Source organism: Pseudomonas sp. AE27 (assembly GCF_037113495.1).
Lineage (GTDB): Bacteria > Pseudomonadota > Gammaproteobacteria > Pseudomonadales > Pseudomonadaceae > Aquipseudomonas > Aquipseudomonas palmensis.
In genome coordinates this window covers 260,838-274,533 of sequence record NZ_CP146966.1, presented here as the reverse complement: position 1 = coordinate 274,533, position 13,696 = coordinate 260,838, and the positions used below count along the sequence as shown (strand labels likewise).

Annotated in this window: 14 protein-coding genes and 1 pseudogene; 11 read left to right on the top strand and 4 right to left on the bottom strand. The window is 62.8% G+C overall.

The genetic code is table 11. The annotated features are described in order from the left end of the window. Positions 1-38 precede the first annotated feature (38 nt). Positions 39-248 (top strand): cold-shock protein, encoded by a 210-nt coding sequence (locus V9K84_RS01245; protein ID WP_008365925.1) that lies wholly within the window; start codon positions 39-41, stop codon positions 246-248. Positions 249-362: 114 nt separating this feature from the next. Then, a protein-coding gene (locus V9K84_RS01240) for an IS3 family transposase (RefSeq protein ID WP_338790690.1) occupies positions 363-1,582 on the top strand; the annotation gives its coding sequence in 2 pieces (ribosomal slippage) (positions 363-711 and positions 711-1,582; 1,221 coding nt in all). A 172-nt stretch (positions 1,583-1,754) separates the two neighbouring features. On the opposite strand, the gene apbC is transcribed toward V9K84_RS01240, so the two are convergent. Next, on the bottom strand, positions 1,755-2,849 hold the full coding sequence (apbC, locus tag V9K84_RS01235) for an iron-sulfur cluster carrier protein ApbC (protein WP_058540969.1): 1,095 nt from the start codon (positions 2,847-2,849) through the stop codon (positions 1,755-1,757). A gap of 151 nt (positions 2,850-3,000) precedes the next feature. On the opposite strand from apbC, the gene metG reads away from it, so the two are divergent. From metG to V9K84_RS01195, 8 genes and pseudogenes are all read left to right on the top strand, one after another. Further along, positions 3,001-5,040, top strand: a complete 2,040-nt coding sequence (gene metG, locus V9K84_RS01230) for a methionine--tRNA ligase (RefSeq protein ID WP_078480568.1) — start codon at positions 3,001-3,003, stop codon at positions 5,038-5,040. A gap of 91 nt (positions 5,041-5,131) precedes the next feature. Next, a complete protein-coding gene (locus V9K84_RS01225; protein ID WP_088515470.1) occupies positions 5,132-5,707 on the top strand; it encodes an Rnf-Nqr domain containing protein in 576 nt (191 codons plus the stop codon). Then, positions 5,704-6,519, top strand: a pseudogene (locus V9K84_RS01220) (RnfABCDGE type electron transport complex subunit B); the annotation flags it as partial. The gene V9K84_RS01225 and the pseudogene V9K84_RS01220, both read left to right, overlap by 4 nt. A gap of 16 nt (positions 6,520-6,535) precedes the next feature. Continuing rightward, positions 6,536-7,519 (top strand): RnfABCDGE type electron transport complex subunit D, encoded by a 984-nt coding sequence (locus V9K84_RS01215; RefSeq protein WP_054914748.1) that lies wholly within the window; start codon positions 6,536-6,538, stop codon positions 7,517-7,519. Then, positions 7,516-8,130 (top strand): RnfABCDGE type electron transport complex subunit G, encoded by a 615-nt coding sequence (locus tag V9K84_RS01210; protein ID WP_088515472.1) that lies wholly within the window; start codon positions 7,516-7,518, stop codon positions 8,128-8,130. The genes V9K84_RS01215 and V9K84_RS01210 overlap by 4 nt, the downstream gene beginning before the upstream one ends. Further along, a complete protein-coding gene (locus V9K84_RS01205; protein ID WP_088515473.1) occupies positions 8,123-8,644 on the top strand; it encodes an Rnf-Nqr domain containing protein in 522 nt (173 codons plus the stop codon). The genes V9K84_RS01210 and V9K84_RS01205 overlap by 8 nt, the downstream gene beginning before the upstream one ends. A 4-nt stretch (positions 8,645-8,648) precedes the next feature. Next, the gene (nth, locus tag V9K84_RS01200) at positions 8,649-9,287 is read left to right on the top strand and encodes an endonuclease III (RefSeq protein ID WP_043861967.1); all 639 of its coding nucleotides are present in this window, start codon (positions 8,649-8,651) and stop codon (positions 9,285-9,287) included. Between the two features lie 104 nt (positions 9,288-9,391). Next, positions 9,392-9,571, top strand: a complete 180-nt coding sequence (locus V9K84_RS01195; RefSeq protein WP_043861968.1) for a hypothetical protein — start codon at positions 9,392-9,394, stop codon at positions 9,569-9,571. A gap of 75 nt (positions 9,572-9,646) precedes the next feature. On the opposite strand, the gene V9K84_RS01190 is transcribed toward V9K84_RS01195, so the two are convergent. After that, a complete protein-coding gene (locus tag V9K84_RS01190; protein ID WP_043861969.1) occupies positions 9,647-10,273 on the bottom strand; it encodes a response regulator transcription factor in 627 nt (208 codons plus the stop codon). Positions 10,274-10,740: 467 nt separating this feature from the next. On the opposite strand from V9K84_RS01190, the gene V9K84_RS01185 reads away from it, so the two are divergent. Next, complete coding sequence (locus tag V9K84_RS01185; RefSeq protein WP_256582886.1) at positions 10,741-11,268, top strand: hypothetical protein; 528 nt, start codon at positions 10,741-10,743, stop codon at positions 11,266-11,268. Between the two features lie 51 nt (positions 11,269-11,319). On the opposite strand, the gene V9K84_RS01180 is transcribed toward V9K84_RS01185, so the two are convergent. Together V9K84_RS01180 and V9K84_RS01175 are read right to left on the bottom strand one after the other, a co-directional pair. Further along, positions 11,320-12,537 (bottom strand): argininosuccinate synthase, encoded by a 1,218-nt coding sequence (locus tag V9K84_RS01180; RefSeq protein WP_043861971.1) that lies wholly within the window; start codon positions 12,535-12,537, stop codon positions 11,320-11,322. 134 nt (positions 12,538-12,671) lie between these two features. Then, positions 12,672-13,640 carry an OmpA family protein gene (locus tag V9K84_RS01175; protein WP_043861972.1) on the bottom strand — a complete coding sequence of 323 codons (969 nt, stop codon included), beginning with the start codon at positions 13,638-13,640 and terminating at the stop codon, positions 12,672-12,674. Between the last annotated feature and the right edge of the window lie 56 nt (positions 13,641-13,696).

Here is a 13,696-nt window from a genome sequence, read left to right as displayed (position 1 = left end):
TCCTGAGCCGTAATTAACTTTGTCCAAGGAGACAGACCATGTCCAATCGCCAAACCGGTACCGTTAAGTGGTTCAACGATGAAAAAGGCTTCGGCTTCATCACCCCACAATCCGGTGACGACCTGTTCGTACACTTCAAAGCCATTCAAGCTGACGGCTTCAAAAGCCTGAAAGAAGGCCAGCAGGTCTCTTTCGTCGCTACCCGCGGCCAGAAAGGCATGCAAGCTGAAGAAGTACAAGTTATCTAACTTGCGCTTCACTGCTTGAAAAAAGCCCTGCCCTCACCGGCGGGGCTTTTTTTTGCCTTGTGTCCCGTCCTGAATAAGGTTTACACCTCCCATCCCGAATTTCCGGAGAGTCAGATGGAACAAGGTGTAAAGCGCACACAGCGTGATTACTCACTGTCTTTTAAATTGGCGGTGGTTGATCAGATTGAAAAAGGCGAACTGACCTACAAGCAGGCCCAGGTGCGGTATGGCATCCAGGGACGGTCGACGGTTCTGGTATGGTTGCGTAAGCACGGTCGGCAGGATTGGAGCCAGGGGGCTTCGATCCGCGACGAGAGGAGCTGCGCGATGTCTGACCCCAAAACGCTCACTCCAGAGCAGCGGATCAAAGAGCTTGAGCAGCAGCTTGAGCTGATGAGCCAGAAGGCCCAGTTCTTTGAAACGGTCGTTGATGTTCTGAAAAATGACTATGGTGTCTCGGTCGTAAAAAAGCGATCCGGCAAGTCCTCTCGCAAGGTCAAGTCGCAGGACTGAGCATTGCCAGGGCTTGTCAGTTTCTAGGCATCAGTCGACAGGCTTACTACAAGCGCAACCGAGCTGCTGATGGCAAAGAGCGCCAGGCAGATCGGGTGGTTCAGTTTGTTCAGCAAGTCCGGCTGCGCCAGCCCCGTCTGGGTACCCGTAAGCTGCACTATTTGCTGCATTGCCAACCTGACAAACGATTCCAAGTCGGCCGAGATAGGCTGTTTCAGGTCTTGGGAGAGCGCCGTTTGCTGGTACTGCCCAAGCGGGCATACCACAAGACAACACAGAGCTTTCATCGCTTCTACCGCCATCCCAACTTAATCAAGCCCGGTCCAAGCCAAGTCGTCCCGACAAGGCCGGAGCACGTCTGGGTTGCCGACATTACTTATCTGCCCGCACGCAACGGCCCGCTGTACCTGAGCCTGGTAACGGACGCGTACTCCAGGAAAATTGTTGGTCACCACGTCCATGAAAGCCTGCATGCCGAGTCAGTAGCGCAAGCCTTCAAGCAGGCCTTACGAAAGCGACGTCATCGCCAGCCATTAGTCCACCATTCGGATCGAGGCATCCAATATTGCTCGGCGCTATACCAGTCACTGCACCAACGGCACGGCGTTCAGTGCTCCATGACTGATGGGTATGACTGCTACCAGAACGCGCTGGCTGAGCGAATCAACGGAATCCTCAAGATGGAGCTGCTGTTGAGCAGCCCTGAAGATCTGGAGCAAGCGAGGCAGATGGTTGATGAGGCAGTGCAGATCTACAACACAGAACGGCCCCATATGGCCCTGAAAAACAAAACGCCCGATGCGGTGCATCAGGCGTTTTGAGGCCTATCGGCCTACCTGAACAGGTGTAAACCTATTTCAGGACTAGACATTGCCGGTGGGCCTGCCCGTAGGAGCCGGCGTTGCCGGCGAAGGCAACACCGCAGTACCTGCCTGGTGATGCAGTGGGCCCTTCGCCGGCAACGCCGGCTCCTACACAGGCGAGGGTATCGACTCAGTCTTCGCTGATGGTGATATTGGGCATCGCCGGCGCCGCCGCTTCCTGCAGCACGATGCGCGCCCCCACCTGCCGTGCCAGTTCCTGGTACACCATGGCAATCTGGCTTTCAGGCTCGGCAATCGCGGTCGGCTTGCCGCTGTCGGCCTGCTCGCGAATCAGCATCGACAGGGGCAGCGAAGCCAGCAGCTCCACACCGTACTGCGCCGCCAGCTTCTCGCCACCACCTTCACCGAACAGGTGCTCGGCATGCCCGCAGTTCGAGCAGATATGCACGGCCATGTTCTCGACCACGCCCAGCACCGGGATATTCACCTTGCGGAACATCTCCACACCCTTTTTCGCGTCCAGCAGCGCAAGGTCCTGCGGCGTGGTCACGATCACCGAACCGGCCACCGGCACCTTCTGCGCCAGGGTCAGCTGGATGTCGCCGGTGCCCGGCGGCATGTCGATCACCAGGTAGTCGAGGTTGTCCCAGGCGGTCTGGGTCACCAGTTGCAGCAACGCACCGGAGACCATCGGGCCACGCCATACCATCGGCGTGTTGTCGTCGGTGAGAAACGCCATCGACATGACTTCCACGCCATGCGCACGCAACGGCACGAACCACTTCTGGTCGCGGATCTGCGGCCGGGTCCCTTCGGCGATACCGAACATCACGCCCTGGCTGGGGCCATAGATGTCGGCATCCAGGATACCCACCCGCGCCCCTTCACGGGCCAGGGCCAGGGCCAGGTTGGCGGCGGTGGTGGACTTGCCCACACCGCCCTTGCCCGAGGCAACGGCCACGATGTTCTTGACGTTGGCCAGGCCCGGAATCTGCGCCTGGGCCTTGTGCGCGGCGATCACACAGGTGATCTCGACCTGTGCCGAGGCCACGCCCTCGATCCCCTCGACGGCGGTCTGCAGCACCTGGGCCCAGCCGTTCTTGAACAGGCCGGCGGCATAGCCCAGCTCCAGGGCCACGCTGACCCGGTCGCCCTGGATATCGATGCTGCGCACACACCCGGCGCTGACCGGGTCCTGGTTCAGGTAAGGGTCGGTGTATTGGCGAAGGACGGTTTCAACCGCTGCGCGAGTGACGGCGCTCATGGAGACTCCCGATAAAAGACTGAATGAAACAGGTCGCTATGCTAACCCGTGAAACAACGGCAGATACGTCCATGGGGTGAAATATATTTCCCATCGTTTTATAGTGGCCGATCACCGTTCATACCCTGTAGCCGAAAGTAGCCGAGCCCCCATGTCCGAGCCACGCCAGATTCTCGTCACCAGCGCCCTGCCCTATGCCAACGGGTCGATCCACCTTGGCCACATGCTCGAGTACGTTCAGACAGACATGTGGGTGCGCTTCCAGAAGTACCGCGGCAACCAGTGCACCTACGTGTGCGCCGACGACGCGCACGGTTCGGCGATCATGCTGCGCGCCGAGAAAGAAGGCATTACCCCCGAGCAACTGATCGCGAACGTGCAGGCCGAGCACTGCGGCGACTTTGCCGACTTTCTGGTGGAGTTCGACAACTACCATTCGACCCACGCCGACGAAAACCGCGAGCTGTCGAGCCAGATCTACCTGAAACTGCGTGACGCCGGGCATATCGCCACGCGCTCGGTCACCCAGTATTTCGACCCCGACAAGCAGATGTTCCTGGCCGACCGCTTCATCAAGGGCACCTGCCCCAAATGCGCGGCCGACGACCAGTATGGCGACAACTGCGAAAAATGCGGCGCCACCTACGCACCGACCGAACTGAAGAACCCCAAGTCGGCGATCTCCGGCGCCACCCCGGTGCTCAGGGACTCCCAGCACTTCTTCTTCAAGCTGCCCGACTTCCAGGCCATGCTGCAGCAGTGGACCCGCAGCGGCACACTGCAGGACGCCGTGGCCAACAAGTTGGCCGAATGGCTGGATTCCGGCCTGCAGGAATGGGACATCTCCCGTGATGCGCCGTACTTCGGCTTCGAGATCCCGGGCGAGCCGGGCAAGTACTTCTATGTGTGGCTGGACGCGCCGATCGGCTACATGGCCAGCTTCAAGAACCTGTGCGACCGCACGCCGGAACTGGACTTCGACGCCTACTGGAAAAAAGACTCCAGCGCCGAGCTGTACCACTTCATCGGCAAGGACATCGTCAACTTCCACGCGCTGTTCTGGCCGGCCATGCTCGAAGGCGCCGGCTACCGCAAGCCGACCGCAATCAACGTGCACGGCTACCTGACGGTCAACGGCCAGAAGATGTCCAAGTCCCGTGGCACCTTCATCAAGGCGCGCACCTACCTCGACCACCTGTCGCCGGAATACCTGCGCTACTACTACGCGGCCAAGCTGGGCCGTGGCGTGGATGACCTGGACCTGAACCTGGAAGACTTCGTGCAGAAGGTCAACTCGGACCTGATCGGCAAGGTGGTCAACATCGCCAGCCGCTGCGCAGGGTTCATCCACAAGGGCAACGGCGGCGTGATGGTGGCCGGCGACGCCGCACCGGAGCTGACCGAGGCCTTCCTGGCTGCGGCACCGGGTATCGCCGACGCCTACGAAGGCCGCGACTTCGCCCGTGCGATGCGCGAAATCATGGGCCTGGCCGACCGCGCCAACGCCTGGATCGCCGACAAGGCCCCGTGGTCGCTGGCCAAGCAGGAAGGCAAGCAGGACGAAGTGCAGGCCGTGTGCGCCCAGGGCATCAACCTGTTCCGCCAGCTGGTGATCTTCCTCAAGCCGGTGCTGCCGCAACTGGCCAGCGATGCCGAGGCGTTCCTGAACGTCGCGCCGCTGACCTGGAACGACCACCAGAGCCGTCTCGAGAACCACCAGCTGAACCCGTTCAAGGCATTGATGACCCGCATCGACCCGGTCAAGGTGCAAGCCATGGTCGACGCTTCCAAGCAGGACCTGGCCGCCAGCCAGACCAGCGTGGTCACCGGCAACGGCGAACTGACCAAGGACCCATTGGCAGCTGAGATCGACTTCGACACCTTTGCCGCCGTCGACCTGCGGGTAGCGCTGATTCTCAAGGCCGAAGCCGTGGAAGGGGCCGACAAGCTGCTGCGCCTGACCCTGGACATCGGTGACGAGCAGCGCAACGTGTTCTCCGGCATCAAGTCCGCCTACCCGGACCCGAGCAAGCTGGAAGGTCGTCTGACCATGATGATCGCCAACCTCAAGCCACGCAAAATGCGCTTTGGCGTGAGCGAGGGGATGGTCATGGCCGCAGGCCCTGGCGGCGAGGAGATCTACCTGCTCAGCCCTGACAGCGGCGCCAAGCCGGGTCAGCGCATCAAGTAAGTGCCACGCCCCGACCCTGACCGGCCGGGGCGTTCTCATTGCACCGTGATTGCCGGATAATGGCGCACAGCCTCTTGCCTGTGGCGCGCCCATGACCGAACTGCTCCTTACCCTTATCAGCGCTGCGCTGGTCAACAACCTCGTGTTGCACCAGGCCCTCGCGCTCGACCCGCTGCTGCAGCCCGTCGAGCCGGCGTCACGTCGCCGGGTGCACGCACTGGGGTTGGCGACGCTGGTGCTGATGGTGCTGGCGGTCGTACCGGGGCAGTTGCTTTACCGCTACGGGTTGCGCCCGCTGCAACTGGAGTACCTGCGCCTGTTCGTGTTCCTGCCGCTGTGCGTTCTGCTGGCAGCGCCGGTGCTGAACCGGTTGCAACGCCAACTGCCACACTGGCCGTTCACCGGCCTCAAACCCTTGCTGCTGGGCAATGCCGCCGTCCTGGGCCTTGCCCTGCAAGCCAGCGATGCCACGCTCGACCCGTTCGCCACCCTGGCCCTGAGCCTGGGCGGCGGCCTGGGCTTCTGGCTGGCGCTGTGCCTGTTCGACGACCTGCGCCAACGCAGCGACGCGGCCCCCGTGGCCTTGCGCGACCTGCCCATCGAGCTGATCGGCGCAGGGATCATGGCCCTGGCCTTTCTCGGTTTCAACGGACTGTTCACCTCATGAGCCTGATTCAACGCATCGACGCCCTGCTGCCCCAGACCCAATGCGGCAAGTGCGGTCATGCCGGCTGCCAGCCTTACGCCCAGGGGCTGGCGGCGGGCGAGGCCATCAACAAGTGCCCACCCGGCGGCAGCGAGACCATTGCCGCACTGGCCGCACTGCTGCAGGTGCCGGTGATTGCCCTGGATACCGACCGCGGCAGTGCGCCCGCCCAGGTCGCCTTCATTCGCGAGGCCGAATGTATCGGTTGCACCAAATGCATCCAGGCCTGCCCGGTGGACGCCATCGTCGGCGCCGCCAAGCTGATGCACACGGTCATCAGCGCCGAATGCACCGGCTGCGACCTGTGCGTGGCGCCTTGCCCGGTCGACTGCATCGACCTGCTGCCACTGCCTGCCGACAGCCCCATCGTGCCGATCGTCGGCGGCCTTGCTCACACCCGGCCACAGCAGCTCGCCCGCGCCGCCCGGCGCAGCCATGCACGCCACCGCTTCGAGCAGCGTGCCCAGCGCCTGCAACGCGAAGAGGCGCGCAAGCAGGCCGAACGCATCGCGCGCAGCCAGCGGCCCGCCCCGAACGCGGCGGCTGCGGTGCCGGCCGACGACCCGATCAAGGCCGCGATTGCGCGGGTGCAGGCGCAAAAGGCTGCAGCCGCCGATGCGGCGCTGAAAAAGGCCAAGATTGCCGCGGCCATGAGTCGCGCCCAGCTGACCAAGGCGCGCACAGCCTTTGGCGACTCGCCAAGCCCGGCGCAGCAAGCGCAACTGGCTGAGCTGCAGCAAGCGCAGCAACAGGCCCAGGCTCACCTGGAATCACTGCTGGCGGTAAGCGATGCTGCCCGCGCCTGACCCGGGCGAACGCCTGCGCGCCAGCCTGCGCCTGGTGCTGCTGGCGTGCCTGCCCGGCTTGCTGGCACTGACCTGGCTGCACGGTTGGGGCACCCTGCTCAACCTGCTGCTGACCACCACCGCGGCGCTGGCGACCGAAGCGGTGTTGCTGCGCGCCCAGCGCCGCCCGGTACGTGCTGCACTGGGCGATGGCAGCGCCCTGGTCAGCGCCACACTGCTGGCCATCGCCCTGCCCGCCTACCTCGCCTGGTGGGTGCCGGTGATTGCCAGCGCAAGCGCCCTGGCCCTGGGCAAGCATGTGTACGGCGGGCTTGGCAAGAATCCGTTCAACCCGGCCATGCTCGGCTATGCCGTGGCCCTGGTCAGCTTTCCGGCCCAGATGACCCAGTGGCCCGGACCGCAACCGCTGGACCTGGGCACCAGCCTCGAAGCGGTGTTCGGCTTGGCCGTCCGACCCGACGCCTGGGCCCAGGCGACGGTGCTGGATGTGGTGCGCCACAACCAGAGCCTGACCATCGAAGAACTGTTCGGCCAGCACCCGGCCTTCGGCCGATTCGCCGGCGCGGGCAGCGAGTGGGTCGCCCTGGCCTTCCTGGCCGGCGGCCTGTTGTTGCTGCAGCGCAAGGTGTTCAGCTGGCATGCCCCGGTGGCCATGCTGGGCAGCCTGTTCATCATGAGCCTGCTGGGCTGGAACGGCTCGGGCTCCGACTCCAATGGCTCGCCGCTGTTTCACCTGCTGGCCGGCTCCAGCCTGTTCGTCGCGTTCTTCATCGTCACCGAACCGGTCAGCGGCCCCAGGGCGGCCAGCGCACGCCTGCTGTTCGGCGCCGGGGTGGGCGTGCTGGTCTATCTGATCCGTACCTGGGGTAGCTATCCCGACGGCAGCGCGTTCGCCGTGCTGCTGATGAACCTGTGCGTGCCGGCGCTCGAACGCTGGGCCGCGCGGCGCCAAGGGCAGCCGGCATGACCCCCCGGGCGCGTGCAGTGCTGCTGGTGGCGGCCGTGGCGTGCCTGGCCATCGGCTGCGCCATTGGCTGGGCGCAGTTGAACGCCGCGCGTATCAGCCAGGCTGAACAGCAGCTCAAGGCCAGGAGCCTGCTGAGCGTGCTGCCGGCAGAGCGCTACGACAACCAGCCGCTGCAACGCCCCCTCGTACTGCCCGCACCGAGCCTGGCCCATAGCACCCTGCTGGCCGGCTACCGCGCGACCCTGCTCGGCCAGCCCAGCGCCGTGGTGCTGCACAGCCGGGTTCAGGGCTATGCGGGGCCACTGGAGCTGCTGATCGCCATCGACAGCCACGGCCGCCTGCTGGCCACCCGGGTGCTGCAGCACCAGGAAACGCCAGGGCTTGGCGGCAAGTTGAGTGAACCGGGCAACACCTGGCTACGCGGGTTCGAGGGCCGCACGCTGGCGGACACCCCCGATCCGGCCTGGGCCCTCAAGCGCGATGCCGGCCAGTTCGACCAGCTGGCCGGCGCCAGCGTGACCTCCCGCGCAGTGATCCAGGCGGTGCACGATGCCCTGCGCTACTTCGACGAACACTCCCACTATCTGCTGGGTACCGGTGAACATGAATAGCCGCAGCCTGCTCATCCTCAGCCTGGCCCCGATGCTGGGCGCCAGCCAGACCCTGGCCCAGGCCGCAGCGCTGGCGTTGTTCAGCCTGTTGAGCCTGTGCCTGCACCGGTTGTGCATGACGCCCTTGCGCCCGCTGCTGCAAGGGCTGCAGACCACGCTGGTCAGCGTGCTGCTGGCGGCGATGCTGGTGACCTGCCTGGAGCTGAGCCTGCGCGCCTGGGCCCTGGAGGTTCACGCGCAACTGGGCATCTACCCGGGGCTGATCGCACTGCAATGCGTGCTGCTGGAACAGTGCTTCGAGCGCCATCGCGGCGTCGCGCAAGGCCTGCTGGTGGTCATCGGCTTGTGTACAGTGCACCTGCTGCTGGGCCTGTGCCGCGAACTGCTGGGCTCTGCCGGGCTGCGCCTGGCCCAACTGACCCCGGGCGCACTGATCCTGCTGGGCCTGCTACTGGCCATTTTCAACCGGGTGCGGCGCAAGCCGGCCCCCTCTAGCCGTCAAGGAAGCCTCTGAGCCCATGAATGCTGCCAAACGCCTGGAAATCTTTCGCAGGCTGCACGAAGACAACCCGGACCCGAAGACCGAGCTGGCCTACACCACCCCCTTCGAACTGCTGATCGCGGTCATCCTCTCGGCGCAATCCACCGACGTGGGGGTCAACAAGGCCACTGCACGCCTGTACCCGGTGGCCAACACGCCCCAGGCCATCTACGACCTGGGCGTTGAAGGGTTGTCCAGCTACATCAAGACCATCGGCCTGTACAACAGCAAGGCCAAGAACGTCATCGAAACCTGTCGCCTGCTGATCGAGCGCCACGGCGGCGAAGTGCCGCAAACCCGCGAAGCCCTCGAAGCGTTGCCCGGGGTGGGCAGAAAGACGGCCAACGTGGTGCTCAACACCGCATTTCGCCAGCCGACCATGGCGGTGGACACGCATATCTTCCGGGTCAGCAACCGCACCCGTATCGCCCCCGGCAAGACGGTGCTGGAGGTGGAAAAGGCATTGATGAAGTTTGTGCCCAAGGACTATCTGCTGGATGCGCACCACTGGCTGATACTGCATGGGCGCTATGTATGCCAGGCGCGCAAGCCACGCTGTGGAAGCTGCCGTATCGAGGACCTTTGCGAGTACCCGCAAAAAACCTCCGACGATTGAACAAATAGTTGAATCGGTTGCGCACGATTGAAAAAATCTTTTTTACCGGCTCTGAAAATATCGCTATAAGGTGCGCCAATAGCCCTCTTGGCATGGAGTGACTTATGAGCACCGATAACGAAGAGCTGGATATCGACGTCGAGCCGGACACGGCAGACGAACAGGAAACGGAAAGCCCGCCCGAAACGGCGAAGACCAACCTCAGCAAGCGTCGCACCATCGACAACATGCTGGAAGAACGCCGCCTGCAAAAGCAGTTGGCCGATTACGACTTCGATCTTTGACGGCCCACTTCAGGTCGCGGGCGGGCCGTCTCTAGCGCATGCAGGGGCCAGGCAGTCGCCCTGGCAAGGTCTGGTTCACACCAGGCCGTTACGCTGGGCCAGTTCGATAAGGTCCACCAGGGAGCGCGCATTGAGCTTGAGCAACAGGCGCGTCTTGTAGGTACTCACCGTCTTGTTGCTCAGAAACATGCCGTCGGCAATCTCCTTGTTGGTCTTGCCGCGTGCCAGTTGCTGCAGCACCATCATCTCCCGCCCCGACAGACGTTCGACCATATCCGCTTCGCTGGAACCGCCAAGGTTCGAACGCACCGAGTGCAGGGCCTGGTTGGGGAAGTAGCTGTAACCGGAGAGGACCGCCTTGATGGCGCTGAGCAGCTCGGTAAGGTCCTGCTGCTTGCAGACATAACCCGCGGCGCCCGCCTGCATGCACCGCATCGAAAAATGCCCAGGTGCCTGTGAGGTCAGCACCAGTACCTTTATGTTCACGTCATTGGAGGTCAACCTTGCGATGACCTCCAGCCCATCGAGCTTGGGCATGCCGATATCCAGTATCACGATATCGGGCAGGTGTTTCTTGACCAGCTGCAGCGCGTCCACTCCGTTGTCGGTCTCTGCGACAACTTCATAGCCATGCCGCTCCATCAGCATGCGTACAGCCAGGCGAATGACCGGATGATCATCCACGATCAGCACTTTATTCATGGGCAAAATCCAATTTTCGCTGTTCGATTTTTTGAGCCCGCACAATAGCCTAGTCAACCGGCATAGTGCATTGCAGCTTCCTTGACAGTTGCACGACAAGACCAGACCTACCTAAATAGAAGATTATTCCTACAAAACTTCCTGATAGCAGGCGTTAAGCAGAAACAATCATTGCGTCGTTCGAGGCGTGCATGCAGTGCGAACAAACACTAACACCGCACTCTCGCCACGTTCCATATGACAACGCTCGCCCGCACGCAGGAAATATCCGTGATATTTGACTAACCCGGGTATCAATCCTGTCACGGCGTTTTATCGCGTCGAAGTTGCACCGAAGTATTTCCTGAGGACGATCCATAACCCCCTGAACACCGAAGTACCCAGGCCGCATAGTGGTTCCAAAAACAATGCGAACCCTGACCCTTGCGCCCACGAAACAGCGCTCACGCCGAGCAGCAGGCACGTACATGAGCAACGTCGAACCGAAAAGCCCACTGACGATCATTGCTATTTTCGCGGGTATCATCGAAGCCTCTGCGTTGGCCTCACTGCCCTTTCTTGGCGAAGACAGCCAGGGTATCTACACGTGGTTTCTGGTGGGCTTTCCACCCTTTCTGACAATCCTGTTTTTCCTGACGCTCAACTTCAACAGCAAGACGCTGTATTGCCCGGAGTACAACGAGGACACGCCTGAAGTTCAGGATGAACCCAAAGACTGGTCAACTTCAGAACAACATGAAAGTCACCTGCCGCCTGCCCGTTCTGCCTTTGCACAATTGACCACACAAGCCCCACCCCTGGGTTGCGACGCCATGGCACCCGCTATCTCGACCATCGTCATTTCCGGTGCACACAGCACATCGCTGATCGAATACCTTGTCACTCAGGCCATCACGCAACAGCCCAGGCTGGGCACGCTGGTCATCCACAACCTTGAAACCGGCACGCAGACCACACTGACCACCCATGCCCTGGGCGCCGAGCCACCGCAATGAAGGCATAAAAAAACCCGGCCTCAGGCCGGGTTCCTTTCGTTCAAGCGCCCCTCACACCAGTGAGCGGCCCTTGTTCGCGGCAATGCGCAGGCGCAGTGCGTTGAGCTTGATGAAGCCCGCCGCGTCGGCCTGGTTGTAGGCGCCGCCGTCTTCTTCGAAGGTGGCGATGTTGGCGTCGAACAGCGAATCGTCAGACTTGCGACCGGTGACGATCACGTTGCCCTTGTACAGCTTCAGGCGAACCACACCGTTCACGTTCAACTGCGAAGCATCGATCATCTGTTGCAGCATCAGACGCTCAGGGCTCCACCAGTAGCCGGTGTAGATCAGGCTGGCGTACTTGGCCATCAGCTCATCCTTGAGGTGAGCCACTTCGCGGTCCAGGGTGATGGACTCGATCGCACGGTGCGCGCGCAGCATGATGGTGCCGCCCGGGGTTTCGTAGCAGCCACGGGACTTCATGCCCACATAGCGGTTCTCGACGATGTCCAGGCGACCGATGCCGTTCTCGCCGCCGATGCGGTTCAGGGTGGCCAGGACGGTGGCCGGAGTCATCTCGACGCCGTCCAGCGCCACGACGTCGCCGTTGCGGTAGGTCAGTTCCAGGTAGGTCGGAACGTCAGGGGCGTTTTCTGGCGACTTGGTCCAGCGCCACATGTCTTCTTCGTGCTCGGTCCAGGTATCCTCCAGCACGCCGCCCTCGTAGGAGATGTGCAGCAGGTTGGCGTCCATCGAGTACGGCGACTTCTTCTTGCCGTGACGCTCGATCGGGATACCGTGCTTCTCGGCGTAGTCCATCAGCTTCTCGCGCGAGAGCAGGTCCCACTCGCGCCATGGGGCGATGACCTTGACGCCTGGCTTGAGCGCGTAGGCACCCAGCTCGAAACGCACCTGGTCGTTGCCCTTGCCGGTGGCGCCATGGGAAATGGCGTCGGCGCCGGTTTCGTTGGCGATCTCGATCAGACGCTTGGCGATCAGCGGACGTGCGATGGAAGTACCCAGCAGGTACTCGCCTTCGTAGACGGTGTTGGCGCGGAACATCGGGAACACGAAATCGCGGACGAATTCTTCTCGCAGGTCATCGATGTAGATCTCTTTGACACCCATGGCCTGAGCCTTGGCGCGGGCCGGTTCGACCTCCTCGCCCTGCCCCAGATCGGCGGTGAACGTCACCACTTCACAGTTGTAGGTATCTTGCAGCCACTTGAGAATCACCGAAGTATCAAGGCCGCCGGAATACGCCAGTACGACCTTTTTTACGTCCGCCATGCCATCACTCCACGGGTTGTACGGAAAGCCGGTGATTCTACCGGCCTTACCGCAGAATTTACAGTGGGGCGACAGCTTGTGACGACAAAGCGACAGAAATTGTCGTCGGCGCGACCGGCGGTCGCACCGTCGAATCAGGCGGCGGGTTTGCCTGCCTGGGCGGCCGGCGTCTGCGTGGGTGCCGGCGCAGGCGGGGTCGCTGCCGGTTCGGCAGGCTTGTGCGGGGCAACCTCTGCGGGCTTCTCGACCGGGGTGACGCGGTCGAGCTGGATGTTCACCCGGCGGTTGCGTGCCCGATTGGCGGCATTGGTATTGGCCGCCAGCGGATAGCGCTCGCCATGGAAGCGCACGGTGATCTGCTCTTCGGGGATGCCATGGGCCTTGAGGTAGTCCTGCACCGCCAGGGCGCGGCGACGCGAGAGGTCGCGGTTGGTCAGGCGGTTGCCGCTGTTGTCGGAGTGGCCATCGAGCTCGATGTGGTTGACCGTGGGGTCGGCCTTGAGGAAGTCGATGATCACGTCCAGGCGGGCACGTGCATCGGCATCCAGATCGATACCGCCCCCCGGAAAGCCCACGCGCGCCTGGCGCACCTGGTCATAGTTCATCGGCAGCAGCTTGGCCGCACAGGCCTGGTAGTCACCGTAGGCACGGTTGAACTTCACCGGCAGCACGCGCACTTCCATGCTGCGCCCGGCTTCGCCGGTGTAGTTGCGCACCACGGTGCTGCGCCCGTCCAGCAGGCCATTGATGAGCCGGCTGGCCTGGCCCTGGGAGCTGTTGAACAGCACGCCGCTGCGCGCCATGCGCACCGCGCCCAGGTTGATGTCGCCACGCCCGGGCTGCCACGGTGCGGCGGCGGCCAGCAGGGTCGCGGAGCCGGCGCCCAGCACATTGCTGGTGGAGCGCAGCTGGAAGGTGGCCTGCTCGCCCGCGCGGCGCACGAACTCGCCGCTGCCGAAATCGGCGATCGGCTGGATCAGCCGGCATTCGAACTGATCGCCCTCGACCTTCCACTCGACGTTCTCCACGCGAGTCTGGAAGGTGAGTGCCACGGCCGGCAGGCTGGCAAACATACTGAGCAGGGCTAGGTAACGCTGGCGCACGGGCGGCTCCACAAATTTCTTACGGCATACCTGCAAGCTATCGGACGCCCTGCGCA